The organism is Saccharopolyspora phatthalungensis (genome assembly GCF_014203395.1).
Lineage (GTDB): Bacteria > Actinomycetota > Actinomycetes > Mycobacteriales > Pseudonocardiaceae > Saccharopolyspora > Saccharopolyspora phatthalungensis.
Map to the genome: position 1 here is coordinate 1,810,145 of NZ_JACHIW010000002.1, position 17,430 is coordinate 1,827,574.

At 69.5% G+C, this 17,430-nt stretch carries 12 protein-coding genes; 3 read left to right on the forward strand and 9 right to left on the reverse strand.

The window, feature by feature from the left end; translation table 11 throughout:
* Window positions 1-65: 65 nt before the first annotated feature.
* A complete protein-coding gene (locus BJ970_RS34160; RefSeq protein ID WP_184731906.1) occupies window positions 66-1,052 on the forward strand; it encodes a cytochrome c oxidase assembly protein in 987 nt (328 codons plus the stop codon).
* Window positions 1,053-1,605: 553 nt separating this feature from the next.
* On the forward strand, window positions 1,606-2,793 hold the full coding sequence (locus BJ970_RS34165; RefSeq protein ID WP_246472147.1) for a cytochrome P450: 1,188 nt from the start codon (window positions 1,606-1,608) through the stop codon (window positions 2,791-2,793).
* Window positions 2,794-2,859: 66 nt separating this feature from the next.
* On the opposite strand, the gene BJ970_RS38550 is transcribed toward BJ970_RS34165, so the two are convergent.
* The 6 genes from BJ970_RS38550 to BJ970_RS39770 form a co-directional block, all read right to left on the reverse strand.
* Window positions 2,860-3,279 (reverse strand): OsmC family protein, encoded by a 420-nt coding sequence (locus tag BJ970_RS38550; RefSeq protein WP_184731910.1) that lies wholly within the window; start codon window positions 3,277-3,279, stop codon window positions 2,860-2,862.
* The gene (locus BJ970_RS34175) at window positions 3,276-4,640 is read right to left on the reverse strand and encodes an LLM class flavin-dependent oxidoreductase (protein ID WP_184731912.1); all 1,365 of its coding nucleotides are present in this window, start codon (window positions 4,638-4,640) and stop codon (window positions 3,276-3,278) included. Before BJ970_RS34175 ends, BJ970_RS38550 begins: the two co-directional genes overlap by 4 nt.
* Window positions 4,627-5,697, reverse strand: coding sequence for an NrtA/SsuA/CpmA family ABC transporter substrate-binding protein (locus BJ970_RS34180; RefSeq protein WP_184731914.1), 1,071 nt, complete (start codon window positions 5,695-5,697; stop codon window positions 4,627-4,629). The genes BJ970_RS34175 and BJ970_RS34180 overlap by 14 nt, the downstream gene beginning before the upstream one ends.
* Window positions 5,698-5,749: 52 nt before the next feature.
* Window positions 5,750-6,466, reverse strand: coding sequence for an ABC transporter ATP-binding protein (locus tag BJ970_RS34185; protein WP_184731916.1), 717 nt, complete (start codon window positions 6,464-6,466; stop codon window positions 5,750-5,752).
* A gap of 2 nt (window positions 6,467-6,468) precedes the next feature.
* The gene (locus tag BJ970_RS34190; RefSeq protein WP_221468386.1) at window positions 6,469-7,140 is read right to left on the reverse strand and encodes an ABC transporter permease subunit; all 672 of its coding nucleotides are present in this window, start codon (window positions 7,138-7,140) and stop codon (window positions 6,469-6,471) included.
* 293 nt (window positions 7,141-7,433) lie between these two features.
* The gene (locus BJ970_RS39770; protein ID WP_312864601.1) at window positions 7,434-7,550 is read right to left on the reverse strand and encodes a putative leader peptide; all 117 of its coding nucleotides are present in this window, start codon (window positions 7,548-7,550) and stop codon (window positions 7,434-7,436) included.
* 72 nt (window positions 7,551-7,622) lie between these two features.
* Between BJ970_RS39770 and BJ970_RS34195 the strand changes: the two genes are divergently transcribed.
* The gene (locus BJ970_RS34195; protein ID WP_184731920.1) at window positions 7,623-8,273 is read left to right on the forward strand and encodes a GntR family transcriptional regulator; all 651 of its coding nucleotides are present in this window, start codon (window positions 7,623-7,625) and stop codon (window positions 8,271-8,273) included.
* A 92-nt stretch (window positions 8,274-8,365) separates the two neighbouring features.
* On the opposite strand, the gene BJ970_RS34200 is transcribed toward BJ970_RS34195, so the two are convergent.
* From BJ970_RS34200 to BJ970_RS34210, 3 genes are read right to left on the reverse strand one after another with little or no spacing between them, the layout of a single operon-like run.
* Entirely contained in the window at window positions 8,366-16,264 is a 7,899-nt protein-coding gene (locus BJ970_RS34200) for a non-ribosomal peptide synthetase (RefSeq protein ID WP_184731922.1), read from the reverse strand.
* 46 nt (window positions 16,265-16,310) lie between these two features.
* Window positions 16,311-16,571 carry an acyl carrier protein gene (locus BJ970_RS34205; RefSeq protein WP_184731924.1) on the reverse strand — a complete coding sequence of 87 codons (261 nt, stop codon included), beginning with the start codon at window positions 16,569-16,571 and terminating at the stop codon, window positions 16,311-16,313.
* Complete coding sequence (locus BJ970_RS34210) at window positions 16,568-17,404, reverse strand: amino acid kinase family protein (protein ID WP_184731926.1); 837 nt, start codon at window positions 17,402-17,404, stop codon at window positions 16,568-16,570. Before BJ970_RS34210 ends, BJ970_RS34205 begins: the two co-directional genes overlap by 4 nt.
* Between the last annotated feature and the right edge of the window lie 26 nt (window positions 17,405-17,430).

Here is a 17,430-nt window from a genome sequence, read left to right on the forward strand (position 1 = left end):
AGGGTACCGTGCCATTCCTCCCAGCACGTCACCCGCCGTCCGCAGGCCAAGGCCCCCGGGGAGCTATGTCCGCCATCGAGCCACTGACCTGGCACACGCTCGTGAGCGCCTGGACGATGCCCAGCCTTGCGGCGGTCCTGCTGCCGGCGGGCGCGGCATGGTACGCGTGGGGCGCCATGCGGGTCGAGCGATGGCCGAAGCAGCGCACGGCGGCCTTCGTGGCCGGTCTCGCGGTCATCGCGCTTGCGGTGGGTAGCAGCGTGAACACTTACAGCGGTGTGCTCTTTTCCATGCACATGGCCCAGCACCTGCTGCTCATCATGGTCGCGCCGACGTTGATCATCTTCGGGCGGCCACTGGATCTCGCGGGACGCGCCACTACCGGCCGAGTGCGCCACGTGGTGACTCGGACAGTCCGCGGCCGAGGCCTCGCGATGGCGTCCCACCCTGTGGTCGCGTTCCTTTGCTACGCCGCAGTCGTCGCGGGGACTCACCTCACATCGTTCCAACAGGACGCATTGACCAGCCCGTGGGTGCACGCCGGCGAGGAGGCTCTCTACTTCATCAGCGGCTACCTGCTCCTGCTGCCCGTAATCGGCCACGAGCCGATCCGCCGGCCGTTGCCGCATTTCATACGGCTGACGTTGCTGCTGATCAGCATGGTCGTGGACACGGTCGTCGGACTCACCCTGCTGATGACCACCTTCGAGCCCTTCCCCGCCTACGCCGCGACCGGCCGCACCTGGGGCCCGGGCCTCATCGAAGACCTGCACTGGGGCGGCGCGGCGATGTGGATCGGCGGCGACGTCCTCATGCTCGCTCTCGTCGCCATCGTGATCGGCCGATGGGTCAACTCCCCCGGCGGCGGCGCCGATCTCGGTCCGTGGCTGGAATCCGCACGCCGCTGCGCACTCGCCGGCACGGGCGACCAAGCCTCGACGTACCTGGCATCCAGGGAAGACATCGACGAGGACGACGAAGCGCTGCGCGCCTACAACGCAATGCTCGCACGGCTGGCCGCCGATGACGCTCGCCAACGTCGCAGCCCCTGAGCCTGCGGCGTTTTCGCGCGAAAACGACACTCCCCGTGCGGAGCCCAGGGGCGATTTCGCGCGAAAACGGCGTTTCCCCAAGGCAAGCCGGAAGGTCGCGGGATCCCTCGCCGAGCACTGCCCGGCGGGCAGTCGCGAAAGCGTCCGAAGTGAAACCCTGAAAAGAGAATCTTCCGGGCCTGACCGACCTGAGTAACAGAATCCGCACAATCCACGACGGGATGCGTGCGCGGACGGTGCTTGACGCGGCGCTGCTCGTCGGCTTGGCGGCAAGTGCCGGGTGCGGCGACGTCGCCGCGCAGAATGTTGCATAGGACAATAGTTGCTTATACGCCGGGTAGGGTGGATGCGTGATCTCATCAGTGGCAGCCGATGCGTGCCTTTTGTCCGGGTACGCGAAACGGCGTCCCGCTTGCGTAGGGCACGCCGCCGGTCTGGAACAAATGGCAATGAGAGGTTTTGCTCGGTGGAAAAACTTCGGTCTCGGCTCTCTTCTTGGTTTGCGCGTCGTTACCTCGCCCGCATCCGGGAAAAGGGATTGGGCACAGCATCGATGGCGTTGTTGCCGGACGCAGCGTTGATGCCGCTGAAGCGGTCGGGCCTGGATCCGGTGCCGGAGCTGGAACTGGCCCGGCGCCACAGCCCGGTGAGCAGGCTCCCGGTGCCGTTCGGGGTCAACGTCTGGCTGGTGACCGGATACCAGGAGGCCAAGGCGGTGCTGGGCGATGCCGCAACCTTCAGCAACGACTTCAGTCACCTCGTCGGAAATGCCGGTGTCCAGGCGTCGGACAACCCAGGCGGGCTCGGATTCACCGATCCTCCGGACCACACGCGATTGCGCCGCATGCTCACGCCGGAGTTCACCATGCGGCGGTTGGAACGACTCCGACCTGAGATCCGAACGATCGTCGATGAGCGGCTGGACGCGATGGCGGCGGCCGCGGAGCCGGTGGATCTGGTGCAGGAATTCGCATTCCCCATCCCGTCGCTGGTGATCTGCGAGCTGCTGGGGGTGCCCTATCAAGACCGCGCGGAGTTCCAGCAGTTGAGTGTCGCGAGGTTCGATCTCTTCGGGGGTGTCGCCGCCTCGCTCGGCGCGATGTCGGAGTCGCTGGCGTACCTGCACCGAATCGTCGCGGAGCAGCGCGAGAGTCCCGGGGATGGTCTGCTGGGTGCTCTGCTCAAGGAACACGGCGATCAGGTCAGCGACCGCGAACTAGCCGAACTCGCCGACGGGGTGCTTACCGGTGGGTTCGAGACGACGGCGAGCATGCTTTCGCTGGGGGCGCTCGTCATGCTCCAGAACCCGGACCACCTGGCGCTGGTCCGCGACGATGATGCCGCGGTGGCCGACTTCGTCGAGGAGGTGCTGCGCTACCTCACCGTCGTCCAGGTTGCTTTTCCTCGTTTCGCCCGCAAGGACGTGGAAATCGCCGGCGTGCGGATCTCGCGAGGCGATGTCGTGGTGTGCTCGCTGGCCGGGGCGAACCGGGATGACGTGCTCATCCCGGACGCGGACCGGCTCGATCCGGAGCGTCGCCCCGCATCGCACTTGGCCTTCGGGTACGGCATTCACCGATGCGTCGGCGCGGAACTCGCCCGTCTGGAACTCCGCGCGGCCTACCCGGCCCTCGTCCGGCGCTTCCCGGATATGCGCCTGGCGGTCGCACCGGAGACCCTCAACTTCCGGCGGGCCTCGATCGTCTACGGGCTGGAATCCCTTCCCGTGCACTTGAAGTAGGCGGCTCCGGCAGGCAGGGCCCTAGTCGAAAGCAACGGCGGGGCAGCTCGGCCACGGTGGCTCGCTTCACTCCTGCGTCAGCAACGTCACCTCGATGTTCCCGCCGCGGCGGATGGTGTTGTAGATCGGGCAGGTGCTGGTGAACCGGTGCACGATCTCCTGGGCCGCCGCCTTCCGGACGTGTGGCAGCGATACGCTCAGCTCCACCGATCGGTACCGCGTGGGGTCCTCGGGGTCGCGTTCGGATTGCGCGGTCACCAAAGCGCCGGTCAGGTCGGCGCCGAGCTCGCGGCCGTGCAGGTAGACGTTCGTCAGGGCGCAGGAGACCGCGGCCGAAATGAACAGTTGCCCCGCGGTCACCGCCTCACCTGGTCCGGTGCGCGCATCGGAGACGAAATGGTTCGCGCCCGCGCTGAGCAGGAAACGACCCTCCGTCGCGGTCAGCGTGCCGGAGACGGCGGTGATCCGGTCCTGTGCGTTTGTCACCGGCCCTCCTCGTGAACCGCGCGCTTGCGCCAGTCGCCGCTGGCCGGCCGGTCCAGGCCGAGGTTGTCGCGCAGGGTCGAGCCGGTGTACTGGGTGCGGAACAGCCCACGCTTTTGCAGGTGAGGCACCACTTGCTCGCCGAATTCGTCGAAGGCGCCGGGCTGATAGACCGCGCTGACGGTGAACCCGTCGCAGCCGCCCTCGGTGAACCACTGCTCCAGCGTGTCGGCCACCTCCGAGGGCGTGCCGGAGAAATCGCCCTCGTGCGTGCCGCCGTACTGCTTTCCCAGCTCGCGCAGCGTCATCCCGTGCTTCTCGGTCAGCTCGCGAACCTCCTCGTAGTGGCCCTGCACCCCCGGCACGTCCATTTCGGGCAGCGCCTCGTCATGCGGGAACGGTGCGAGGTCGATGTCCAAGTGATAGGACAATGTGGACAGTCCGGCCTCGGCGACCACGAGGTCGGCCAGCCGCCGTGTCTTCTCCTTCGCGGCTTCGGTGGTCTCGGCGACCACGGGGGTGATCGCGGGCAGGATCTTGATCTGGCCCGGGTCTCGACCGTGCGCGGCGGCGCGGCCCTTGATGTCGGCGTAGAAGTCCTTCGCCGCGTCCAGCGAAGCGTGGCTGCAGAAGATCACGTCGGCCCACCGGGCGGCGAAGTCCCGCCCCGAAGGCGAGGCGCCGGCCTGGATCAGCACCGGGTAGCCCTGCGGTGGCCGTGCCACGTTGAGCGGCCCCTGCACGTCGAACCACTCGCCGTGGTGATCCACGCGGTGCACCCGCTCCGGATCGGCGAACACCGGCACCTGCGGGTCGAGGACCAGCGCGTCGTCCTCCCAGCTGTCCCACAGTTTCGCGGTGACCTGAAGGAACTCCTCGGCGCGGCGGTAGCGCTGCGCGCGGTCGAGGTGGCTGTCCTTGCCGAAGTTGCGGGCCTCAGCGTCCTGGAAGGAGGTCACGATGTTCCACGCGGACCGGCCGTTGGACAGGTGGTCGAGCGTGGCGAACGAGCGTGCCACGGCGAACGGCTCGACGTAGGTGGTCGACACCGTGGCGGCCAGGCCGAGATGCTCGGTGACGCCCGCGATCGTGCCCAGGACTGGCGTCGGGTCCAGCCGCATCGAGCCGAGGGCGCCGTAGCGCAGTTGCGGATCGAGCGAGTCGCCGTAGCGGTAGGGCACGGCGAGGATGTCGGCGAAGAAGATCAGGTCGAACTTCGCCCGTTCCAGGGTGCGCCCGATCCGCTGGTAGTAGGCCGCCGAACGCCAGTCGGAGACCGAATCCGGGTGCCGCCACCCGCCGGGCCGTCCGGGGCCGGCGGTGACGAACGCGGCGAGGTGCAGCTGCCGTTCAGGCGAGGACATCGGATACCGCCTTCTTGACGTGGCCGAAACGGCTGTCGGTGAGCCAGTCCCGGACCGCGATCTGCTGTGGGTAGACCCCGAGCGCATGGAAGTTGTCCGCCAGTTCCTGGGTGCTTGCCGCCGCGGCGTCGGCGACCGGTCCGAGCCGCGGGCCCGCCAGAGACTCCGAAAGCCGCCGCGCGACGATCAGGTCCCGGTAGACCTGCTGCGTCAGCTGGTCGTTGCCGAACCCGCCCGCGGCCGCGAATGCCTGTACCGCAGCGTCCGGGTTGGCGTTGAGCCAGTTCTGCGCGTCGCGGACCACCTTCACCGCCTGAACCGCGGTGTCCAGGTGCGACTCGGCGAACGCCTCGCTGGTGACGAAGTACGCGTAGTCGTAGGTCCGCACGCCGGGCAGCGCGACCGCATCGTGGCGGCGCTTGGCAAGTTCGATCTGCGGCTGCCAGCTGATCCACGCGTCCACCGAGCCGTTCGCGAACGCGGCTTCCGCGTCGGCGGCGGCAAGGTTTTGGTACTGGACGTCCCGGAGCGTCAGGCCCGCGGTCTCCAGATACTTGATCAGGCTGTAGGTGCCTGTGGTGCCCTGCTGGTCGGCGACCCGCTTGCCGCGCAGGTCGGCCGCGCCGGTGATCGGCGAGCCCTTCGGCACCAGGATGTCCACCTCGTTGCCGGGCAGCGGGAACGCGGCCAGCGGCACCAGCGGAACCTTGCCGCCGACACCGTAGATCACCGCGGTGGCGGTGGCGAAGGTGAAGTCGATCTCCCCGGCCTTGAGCGCCTCCATCACCGGCAGCGAGGCGGTGAAGCCGGGCTGCCAGGTGACCGGCACGCCGCCGAGCGCGGCTCCGAGGTCGACACCGCCGAGCTTGGCGCGCAGCGCGGCCGGGATGCCGACCCGGCCGTCGCCGATCACCGCGTACCGGAGCGCCGAGGGCGCGGACTGGGTTCCGGTGCCGACCGGGCCGCCGGAGGAGGAGCCGCAGGCGGCGAGGACGAGCGCCGCCGCCCCGGCCCCGCTCAGGCCGAGCAACCGGCGCCGCGAAAGCGTTGCAGACATGGGAAGAACTCCGTTCGGGGAAGGAAAGGTGGGAGTCATGGGGCAGTGGCGGTCATGGGGCGGTGGCGGCTTCCTGCGTGAGCAGTTCGTCGAGCAGTTCGTCGCGCCACCGCGAGATCCGCTCGTCGCCGCGCCGCCGGGGACGAGGTAGGTCGACGGCCAGGTCACGGACGATCCGGCCGCCGGCAAGCACGAGCACGCGGTCGGACAACGCGAGCGCCTCGTCCACATCGTGGGTCACTAGCAGCACGGTGCTGCCGCGCTCCTGCCAAAGCCTTTCGAGCAGCAACTGCATGCGGACACGGGTGAGCGCGTCGAGCGCGCCGAACGGCTCGTCCAGCAACAGCAGGTCCGGCCGGTGGGCCAGCGCGCGGGCGAGAGCGACGCGCTGGCGCTGGCCGCCGGACAGGTCCGCGGGCCAGGCGCGGTGCCGCCCGGCGAGCCCGACCGCCTCCAGCAACCCGCCCACATCCGCCGAACGCGGCAGGCCCAGCCGCACGTTCGCCGCGACGCGCAGCCACGGCAACAACCGGTCTTCCTGGAACATCGTGCGCACTCGCGACGGGCCGCCCGCCGGCTGGGCGAGGCCGATCTCGCCGCTGTCGGCCCGTTCAAGCCCGGCGACCAAACGGAGCAAAGTCGACTTGCCCGTGCCGCTCGCGCCGATCAGCGACACGAAAGAGCCCGCCTCGACGTCAAGATCGAGATCGGTGAGTACGGGACGGTCGTAGGTCTTGGCGAGTCCGCGCAGGCGCACCGTCGTTGTCATGCCTACGCTCCTCGCCGGAAGTGGGGATGCCAGGGCAAGGTGAGCCGCTCGATCCCGCGGATCACCGCGTCGGCGAGGAACCCGGCGATGGCATACAGCAGGACCGCGAGCACGATCTGGTCGGTGCGCAGCAATTCGCGCGCGTTCTGCGCGAGAAAGCCGATCCCGTCGCGCGAGGCGATCGTTTCGGCCACCACAAGCGTCAGCCAGGCCACGCCCAGCGCGTAACGGATGCCGGTCAGGATCGACGGCAGCGCGCCCGGCACCACGACCCTGCGGATCACGCCGAACCCGCCGAGGCCGTAGGACCGGCCAAGCTCGATCAGTTTGGGCTCCACGCCACGGATTCCGTTGACCGTGTTGAGATAGACTGGGAACAGCGTGCCGAGCGCTACCAGCAACACCTTCGGCAGTTCGCCGATGCCGAACCAGGCGATCATCAACGGCACCAACGCCAGATGCGGGATCGTCCGCACCATCTGCAGCGACCGGTCGAACAGGCCGTCCGCGAGCCGCGACATGCCGACCGCGAAGCCCAGCACCAGCCCGGCCGTCGCCCCGACGCCGAAACCGATCGCGATGCGCCGCAGGGAGATCACGAGGTGGCGTGGCAATTCGCCGGTGCCGGCCAGGTAGCGGCCGACGTCGAGCACGTCGCTGATCGGCGGCAGCACCTCATCCGGGATCAGCCCGCTGGACGAGCCGGTCTGCCACACCACCAGCAGGACGACAGGCACCAGCCACGGCAGTCCTGCGCGCCACAGCAGGCGGGTCCGAGCGCGGCGCGGCGCGGCGGGCACCGGCGGGGAAGACGGCGGAGCAGCATCCGCCGCGAGTACGGGTTCGGGCATCTCGCAGCCTTCGGGAAAGGAGAACCGGCAAGGAGAACCGGTAAAGAGAACCGGGACAGAGAACCGGGTAAAGGGGGCCGGGAAGCGGCGAAAGCGCACGAAAGCGCCACCGCGGCTCAGCGACAGAAGTCGCCGGCGGTGCGCATCAGGTCGATATGCCGACGGCTGGTGAACAGCAGCTCGGCGTGGTCGCTCATGACCACTACCTTCCCGATGCGATGCCGACGTGTCAATGCGATCGACGGCACATGAATGCGGCTGTCGACAGCTGTCGACGGTTTCCCGGGTAGGTCAGAATGAAGGGCATGGCGATCTCTGCTTCCGCTTCGGTGGGCGACACGACGCCCTACCGGGCGATCCGCGGGCGCATCCTGGGCGGCGAGCTCGCGCCGGGCAGCACCTTGACCTCCAGCGGCCTCGCCGGGGAGCTGGGCGTCTCGCGGTCACCGGTGCGGGAAGCGCTCAGTCGCCTCGAACTGGAAGGACTCGTGGAACGCACGGTGGCGGGCTATCTCGTCCCACTGCGCTCGGCGGAGGAGATCCTGGAGATCTGCGACGCGCGCATCGCGCTCGACGCCGCCGCGACCCAGGCGGCCGCGCGGCACGCCTCGGAACTGGATCTCGCCCGGCTGGAGCATCTGCTCGAACAATCGCGACAGGCCAAGGACACCGCCGACCGGCTCCGGCTGGACCACGAGTTCCACCTCGCGCTGCGGGCAGCCGGCCGCAACAGCACCATCAGCAGGCTGCTCGACGGCTTGGAAACACGGCTCGCCGCCCACGATTCGACATCCACCTCGGCGCCGGACAACCTGGAGCTGATCAGCCACGAGCACCGCCGGATCCTCGAAGCGGTCCGGGACCGTGACGCGGAGAAGGCGCGCGCGGAGATGACGGCGCACCAGACGAGGGCGCGAGATCTGCGGATCGCGACACTCGCCCGCCGCGGCGGCTGACCGAGTCGCCGCTGCTGAGATCGCCACTGTTGGGGTCGCCGCCGTTGAGCTGGTCCATTCCCGGGCCCCACTCCCCGACCCGGCGTCGGTCCTCAGACGTCGAGTTCCGCCGCCATGACCCGAGCGATGTCGGACAACGGCTCTGGGTCGAGCATTCCGTGGTGGCCGGAGTCGACGTCGTGGACGACGATGTCACCGTCGACGTGGGCGGCCCATGCGTGCGGCCGAAGGTGAGCGACGTCGGGATGGCCCTGCGCCCGGAAGAACAGCAATCGGCCGCGGTACGTTCCGGGTTCGTGGCGTTTCGCGAGCCTCGTGTTGCTGACCACGATGTCCACGGCTCGGGCAAGCTGGGTCTCGCTGAGGGCACCGGCGGCCTGCCGACCGAGATGTTCGGTCCGCACCGTGTCCACGATGGACTGTTCCAGGACTTCGGCCGCGCGGTCACCGTCGCTGCTCCCGGGCTCCCCGGCATACGGATAGCCGTCGATCAGCGCGAGCAGGGCGACGTGTTCACCTGCGCCCTGGAGCAAGGCGGCCATCTCATGGGCGACGTTACCGCCGAACGACCACCCGGCGAGCCGGTAGGGCCCCGTGGGTTGGATCTTGCGAATCCGCTCGACGTAGTCGGCGGCCATGTCGGCCAACCCCCGGTATTCGGGAGAGCCTTCTCCCCATGCCGGGGTCTGGAGCGCGTACAGCGGGATCTCGGACGGTAGGTGCCGGGCGAAACCGACATAGCACCAGCTCAGTCCGACCCCGGGGTGGATGAAGAACACCGGTGCGCCGCTCCCGTTTTCGCGCAGGGGCAGCAGAACGGCGTGCGCGTTGTCCGGCTCGTCCCCGTCGAGCAGCCGGTTCAGGCTCGCCACGGTCGGCGCTTTGAACAGCGCTGCCGCCGAGACGGGGACGGCGAGCACCGCCCGGATGACGCCAGCCAGGCGGGCCGCCAGCAGGGAGTGCCCGCCAAGCTCGAAGAAATTGTCCTCGACGCCGATGCGTTCCAGCTTCAGCACTTCGGCGAACAGTGCGCACAGCAGTTGTTCTCGCGGCGTGGCCGGCGCGCGGTAGCCGGGGCCGGACGAGCGTTGCGGGGCCGGCAGCGCCTTGCGGTCGAGTTTCCCGTTGGGCGACAACGGCAACCGGTCCAGGACCACGATGTCCGAGGGCACCATGTACTCGGGTAGCCGGGTGCTCAGGCCGCGCCGGACATCGGCGACCAGGTCCTCCGCGGCGGTCCACTTCGTCCGCCGCGCCACGCGCGGTCGGGGCGCTTGCGCCGGCGTCCGGGTCGCGAAGATGTTGACCAGTGCCGTTTCGGCGAGTTCCGCGGAGATATCGGTGCCCACCACGAATCCGTGGCCGGTCAGCAGCGCGGTGACCTCCTCGGCCCGGCCCTCGACGTCGTGGACCTCGACGACGACCTGGTGGATCCGGGGCCAGTGCTCCTCCCGGATGCCGCGCAGGACTTCGAGCTCGCTCTTCTCGGCGTCGATCTTGAGCAGGTCGATGCGTGCCACGTCGTGCTCGTCGATGACGTCGGAGACGGTCCGCAACTGGCACGTCACGTCCTGCCGGTCGGCCAGCCGCGCGGAGATCAGCTCGGCGAGGTCGGCCTGATCCGAGGAACTTGTGCCGTGGCGGAGGTAGCCGTCGACCAGCGCGCGGTCTTCGGTTTGCTCGCCGAACCGACCCGAGAGCATGGACAGTTCGGGATAGAAGGTGAACGTCGCCTCGCCGGGTTTTTCGGCCATCCCACACGGGAACAGCTGTGCCTGCACGCCGTGGAGTTCGGTGTTGAGGGCTAGCTCGGAGAACAGCGCCGGAATGGGTTCGAACGCGTAGACCGTCACGTTCTCGGCTTGTTGGGCGGCGAAGGTGGAGAACAGTCCGACGTGCGCACCGATGTCGAAGACCGTGGCCCCGTCGCTGATGCGCACCCCGTGGCGCAGGTACTCCTGCCGCTGGAAGATCTCCTGGTGCAGAAACTCGATCTCGGCCTTGCCGCGCCCCACGAACGCCGTGCCGTCGGGCATCCGGTGGCATGCGAGGCCATCGAGGCGACCGGACCGCCGCAGCCTGGCCATTCGCAGCACCGGTCCCGCGGAGTCTTCGCTCGGGACGAGGTAGGCGGTCAGCCGCTGCTCGTCCGCGCGGACGATGGTGGCCGCCTGGTCGACGCTCTCGTGTCCGGTCAGCGCCGCGGTGATCTCGTCGAGTTCGATCCGGACGCCGCGGATCTTCACCTGGTCGTCCACGCGCCCCAGGAAGATCAGGTCGCCCGAGGCGTTGCGCCGGACGAGGTCTCCGGTGCGGTACATCCGCGATCCGGGCGGACCGAAGGGGTTGGCGACGAACCGTTCCGCGGTGAGGTCGGGACGGCCCAGGTAGCAGCGCGCCAGTTGCACACCGGCGAGGTAGAGCTCACCGGGGACGCCGATCGGGACTTCGCGCAGCGCGTCGTCCAGAACGTGGGTCGTGGTGTTCCACACCGGTGCTCCGATGGGCACGTGGTGGTTGCGCGCCGCAGGGTCGCAGGCCCAGGAGGTCACGTCGACGGCGGCTTCGGTGGGGCCGTAGAGGTTGTGCAGCGACGCGGGCAGGGTCGCGAAGAAGCGCTCCTGGACGTCCGCGGGCAGCGCTTCGCCGCTGCAGATCACCCGGCTCAGGCCGGTGCATTCGGCCGCGGTGGGTTCGGCGAGGAAAGCGTGCAGCATCGAGGGCACGAAATGCGTTGTCGTGACCGCATGTTCGCGGATCACCTCGGCCAGGTAGGCGGGGTCCCGATGGCCGCCCGGCTTGGCGACGACGAGCGTGGCGCCGCACATCAACGGCCAGAAGAACTCCCAGACGGAAACGTCGAAGCCGCACGGCGTTTTCTGGAGCACCCGGTCCTGCTCGGCCAGCCCGAACTCGTGTTGCATCCACAGCAGGCGGTTGGTGATCGCCCGATGGTCGACGACGACCCCTTTGGGACGCCCGGTGGAACCGGAGGTGTAGATGACGTAGGCCGGTGCCGAGGGGGACAACCCGTCGGCTGCCTCGATGCCGTCAGGGGATGCGGCCAGTTCGGCAGTCGTGGCGGGGTCATCGAGGATGAGCGCGCGGTCGCGATGCTCGCCCAGCAGTCCGATCGTCTCGGTCACACCGATGACCGCCAACGGCTGTGCGTCGTCGAGCATCATCGTGATCCGCCCGGCGGGCAGGTCCGGATCGATCGGGAGGTACGCGGCACCGGCATTGATCACGGCGACCAGCGCCACCACGAGTTCGAGCGAGCGCGGCACCGCCACGGCGACGACCTTTTCCGGCCCGGCTCCGCGCGCGACGAGCAGCCGGGCCAGCTGGTTGGCGTGCGCGTTCAGTTCGGCGTACGAGAGGCTACGGTCCTCGGTCGTCACGGCCGTTGCCTCGGGGGTGCGCGCGGCCTGCTCCGCAATGAGTTGTCGCAGCGTTGTTTCCCGAACCGGCACGGCCGTGTCGTTCCAGACCGCGAGCTGACGCAGTTCTTCCTCGGTATGCAGGCTGACCTCGGTGATCGGACGGTCCGGGGCCTGCGCCAGCCGTTCGAGCAGCAGCACGAACCGGTCCGCGAGCCGTTGCGCGGTCGTGTGGTCAAACAGGGCGGTGCTGAACTCCAGCACGCCGTCGACGCCGGCCGCGAGCCCATCCTCGGACAGCGACTCCGAGAGGTTGAAGCTGAGGTCGAACTTGGCGGTGCCCACGGCCGCGCGCACCGTCTCGACACGCAATCCCGGCATCTCGAAGTCCCGGTCGATGGTGTTCTGCGAGGCCAGCATCACCTGGAACAGCGGATGCCGGGACAGCGACCGCGCCGGGTTCGCGATCTCGACGATCCGCTCGAACGGCAGGTCCTGGTTGTCGTAGGCGGCGAGATCGGTTTCGCGCACGCGAGCGAGCAATTCCTGGAACGTGGGTGCCCCGGAGAGGTCGTAGCGCAGGACCTGGGTGTTGACGAAGAAGCCGACCAAGTCGTCGAGCGCACCGTCGCCGCGCCCGGCCACCACGCCGCCGATCGGCACGTCCTCCCCCGCCCCGGAGCGGGACAGCAGGACCGCGAGACCGGCTTGCAGCGCCATCGACGTGGTCGCCTGCGCGGCTCGGGCCACCTCCCGCAACCGGGCGTGCGCGTCCGGCGGGAGGTGAATCGGCACCTCGTCCCCGGCGGTGTCGAGTTCGGCGCTGCGCGGCCGGTCGAGGGGCAACGCCAACTCGTCGGGGAGTCCCGCCAGCGCGTCCCGCCAGAACCGGGACTGGCGTGCGGTGACGCTGTCCGAATCGTCCTCGCTGCCCAGGACGTCGTCCTGCCACAGGACATAGTCGGCGTATTGGACCGGGAGCGCTGGCCAGTCCGGTTCGCCGCCGTCGAGTCGTGCCTGGTACGCGGCCGACAGGTCCTTGGCGAGCGGGGCCAGCGACCAGCCGTCACCGGCGATGTGGTGGATCAGCAGCAACAGGACGTGTTCCTGCGGTGCGAGGCGGAACAGCCAGGCGCGCAGCGGAATGTCGGCCGTCAGGTCGAAGGTGTGGCGCGCGGCCGAGGTGAGCGCGTCGGGTAACGACGCTTCGTCGACGTCCGTAACCGCAAGCGCGACGGCGATGTCCTCGGCGGGGAAAATGCGCTGGTGGGGTTCTCCGTCGACGGACGGGAACGCCGTCCGAAGCGTTTCGTGCCGCGCGACGACGTCGCCCAGCGCCGCTTCCAGCGCGGCGTGGTCGAGCTCGCCGGTGAGCCGCAGGCCGACCGGAATGTTGTAGAGGGCGTTGGGTCCGTGGGTCTGGTCGATGAACCACAACCGCCGCTGCGCTGGGGACAGCGGGATTCTCGGTGGCCGCGTCCGCCGGGTCAGGACACACCGGTCTCCGGCGGCGGAATCGATGGCGGCGGCAAGCCCGGCCGGCGTCGGGTGCTCGAAGACCGCCCGGACGCCGAGGGCGACCCCGAACAACGCGCGGATGCGGCTGAGCATCCTGGTCGCCATGAGGGAATGCCCACCGAGGGCGAAGAAATCGTCGTCGACGCCGACCGCGTCCACGCCGAGCACCTCGGCGTAGACGGTGCAAATGACCTCCTCGCGCAGTGAGCGCGGAGCGCGGGTGGTCCGGGCACCTGCCGGGGTGTCGGGCGCGGGCAACGCCCGGCGGTCGAGCTTTCCGTTGGCGGTCAAGGGCAAGGCGTCCACGAGGACGAACGCGTCCGGCACCATGTATCGCGGCAGACGCTCCGCCGCGAACGCCCGCAGGTCCGGCAAGGTCGGGGCCACGACATAGCCGATCAGGCGCTTGTCGCCGGGGACGTCTTCGCGGACCGCCACCGCGGCCTGTGCCACGCCGGGGCAGGCGGCCAGTACCGCTTCGATCTCGCCGGTCTCGATCCGGAAGCCGCGAATCTTGACCTGGTCGTCCGCACGCCCGACGAAGCGGAGCCGGCCGTCGGGGTCGGCGCGAACCAGGTCGCCGGTGCGGTACATGCGGCTTGCGGGCGGGCCGTAGGGATCGGCGACGAAGCGTTCGGCCGTCAGATCGGGTCGGCCGAAGTAGCCTCGCGCGAGACCGGTGCCCGCGATGTAAAGCTCGCCGACGGCTCCGCGCGGCAGGCGTTGAAGCCCGGGCCCCAGCACGTAGCACCGGGTGTTGTCCAGCGCAAGCCCGATCGGCACGCCCTGGCGCGGCTCGAAAGGCCGGGTGACGGTGTGCGAGGTCGCGAAGGTCGTGGTCTCGGTGGGCCCATAGCCGTTGGCGATCACAACGTCCGGGCAGTTCTCCAGCACGGCTGCGACCGCATGGGGCGCGACGACGTCACCGCCGGTCCACACCTGGCGCAGCCCTCGGAAGGACTCGGGCGATTCCTCGGCGAAAACCCGGAAAAGCCCGGCGGTCAGCCATGCGCAGGTCACCCCGTCCTCGGTCACCGCTCGCCGCAACGCCGCCGGATCCAGCGAGCGTTGCGCCGCGATGACCACGCTTCCGCCGCGCAACAACGGCACCCACATTTCGAATGTCGACGCGTCGAAGGTGTGCGGGGAATGCATCAGCACCTGCTCCGGGCGCGTCCAGCGGCCGTCGAACGCCAGCTCGGCGATCGCACGGTGGCTGACGATGACGCCCTTGGGACGCCCCGTCGATCCGGACGTGTACATCACGTACGCGGCGTTGTCCGGATGGACCTCGATCCGCAGGTTGTCCGCGGAGAACCGGGCAAAGAGTTGGTCGTCCACGACGGCGGTCCGGGGGCCGCCGGCCGCCTCGCGGACCAGGGCGTGCCCGGACTGGCCGGTGCCGACCAGCAGGATCGACGCGTCGGTCTCGGCCAGCACCTGCCGGGTGCGGGAGATCGGATCGTCGGCGGCCAATGGCAGGTAGGCCGCTCCGCTCTTGACGATCGCCAGGAATGCCACGACCAGCTCGACGGACCGGTCCATGAGCACCGCCACGACCTGCTCGGTGCCAACCCCCTCGGCGCGGAGGAAACGCGCCATCCGGTTCGCACGTTCGTCGAGTTCGGCGTAGCTGAGCCGAGTCCCGGCGAAGCGCACCGCGATGTCCTGGGGACTGCGCCGGACCTGGTCGGCCCACAGCCAGCCCAGAGATTCCGCCACCACCGGCCTGTCCCCGCCCACGGCCACCGGCGGCGTCTCCTCGCCGACGACGGCGAGCAGGCTCAACGGCCGGTCCGGCTGGGTGCGGGCTTCGCGGGCCAGGCGGACGTAGCCGTCGGCCAGCGCGGCGATCGTGGCGTGCTCGAACAGGTCCGTCCGGTAGTTGAAGGTGCCGACCAACCTGCCGTCGACGACCCTGGTGGACAGTTCGAGGTCGAAGCGGGCCAGCGGTTCCGACCAGGTCAGCCGCGCGATCTCGCCCGACGCGGCGGCGTCTACCGGTGGCGAGGCCAGCTCTCCGTGGTGGGCGAAGACGATGTCGAACACGGCATTTCGGTCGGGATCGCGTTCGGGCTGCACCGCCTCGACCACGCGCTCGAACGGCGCGTCCTGGTGCTGCTGCGCGGCGGTCAGCTTCTGCTGGACCTCGCGCACGATCTCGCGGAACGTCGTCGAGTCGGCGATCCGGGAGCGCAGCACGACGGTGTTGACGAAAAACCCCACCACGTCGTCGAACTCGCGCCGACCCCGCCCATTGAGCACCGACCCGACCGTGATGTCCGGCTGGCCGGTGTAGACAGCCAGCAGTGCCTGAAACACTGCCGCCACCGCGCTGGGAAACGCGCACCGCTGCCGCAACGCGAAACCCCGGAGTGCGGCGGTTTCCTCGGCGGTGAGGGAGAATTCGACGTTGCCCGCGTCGTAGGCCGGCGCCTTGGGGCGGGGGTGGTCCAGCGGCAGCTCGACGGGCTGGAACCCGTCGAGTTCGGCGCGCCAGTAATCCACGTGCTCGGCGACCACGTCATCGGTCAGCGTCTCCCGCTGCCAGGCGACGAAATCGTCGAATTGGGCGTGCAGGGGCGGCAACGCGGGCTCGCTGCCCTCCAGCGCGGCCCGATACAGGGCGACCAGATCGCGGATGAGGACCCGGATCGACCAGCCGTCGACGAGCAGATGGTGCAGGACCAGGACGACAACGCCGGAACCGTCCTGGCACCGGATGACGGCGGCGCGGACCGGCGGCGCGGCGGACAGGTCGAACGGCACGCGGGCGATTTCCTCGGCGTGCCAACGCCATCCCCGTGCCCGGTCGTCGTCGATCCACTCGACCGGCACGGCGAACCCGTCGACACGCCGGGTGCGGGGCTGCCCATTGGTGTCCTCGACGTAGGCCGAGGAAAGCAGGGCGTGCCGGTCGGCCAATCGCGCCAACGCCCGCCGCAGGCAGTCCGCGCGGACCCCGCCGGGAAAGTGCACCGGCACGGTGATGTTGTACGTGGCACTGCCCGGATCCAACTGCTGGAGCCACCACAATCGTTCCTGGCCGAAAGACAGCGGCCGGCCGCCGTTCTCGCGCACGCGGTTCGTCACCGAAACCTCCCCAGAGTCCACCGGTTGTCCTGTGCCCGACCAGTTCTCAGCCGCTCGCCGTCGACGGCGCCTTTTGCACCGCCGTCCACAGGCTCGTCGGCGTGGCGAACGTCTCCGGGGTCAGCAGTTCGTCCGGGAAGGTCAGCGCAAGTGCCTCCTCCAGGGCGACCAGCAGGGCCACGATGCCCATCGAGTCCAGGCCGCAGTCGGCCAGGGACAGCTCCGGTGTCAGCGGGCTCTCGGCGCTGAGGTCCGGTAGGTGCGCCCGGACGACTGCGTCGAATTCCGGTGTCCACGCTGTGCTCATCGGTCACGTTCCTCGGATCTGGCGATTCGGGTGTAGGAAATGTCCGCCGGCCATTCGGCGACCGGGGACAGCAGGAAGCGCAGGCTGGCGACGTCCGGGGTGCCCCGCAGGATCAGGCATTCCGCGCCGCGCCGGGCGAATTCGGTCAGCTCGTGGATCTTCCCGCCCATGGAGCCGCTGGTGTCCCAGGCGCTGTTGTCCCACAGGTGCGCGAACGCCGCCTCCGGCAGGTCGGGGTCGATGTAGGGCAGCACATCGTCGCTGCCGGGCCCGCCGGTGAGCACTCCGGGGACGTCGGTGAGCGTGACGATCCGGATCGGCGTCGACACCTGACCGAGGACGATCCCGGGCACCCGGTCGCTGCCGAAGACCCGCAGATCGCCATCGTCGGTGAGCAGGCTGTCACCGGAGAGCACCGGCAGGATCCCCTTGTCCAGCGCCCGGCGCAGCACCCCCGGCTGGAGGACGGCGCGGTCCGCGTCGAGCAGGCAGGTCGCGGCCAGCTGCAGCGGCATGGCCCGGACTCCGTTGTCGCGCAACGCCGTCGTCCAGGCCCACTTCACCGCGAAGGTCGCCTCGGTCAGCACGAGCGCGGCCAGCGGGTCGTTCTCGTCGAGGTCCCGCACCGCGCCGTGCCCGAACGCGCCGCCCCCGGCGACGAACACCATCCGGCCGGGGTGCTCGACCGCCAGGTCCGCGACCAGCTTGGCGTACCGCTCCAGGACGGCAGTGTCGATGTTGCGGGCCCGCCGCTTGTCCGAGACGAGGCTCCCGCCGACCTTGAGCACGAGGAACGTCTCGTCGGCGCGGGAGACGGGATTCGCGAGTGTCATGTCTGTCTTTCCGTTGGTCCGTCGCC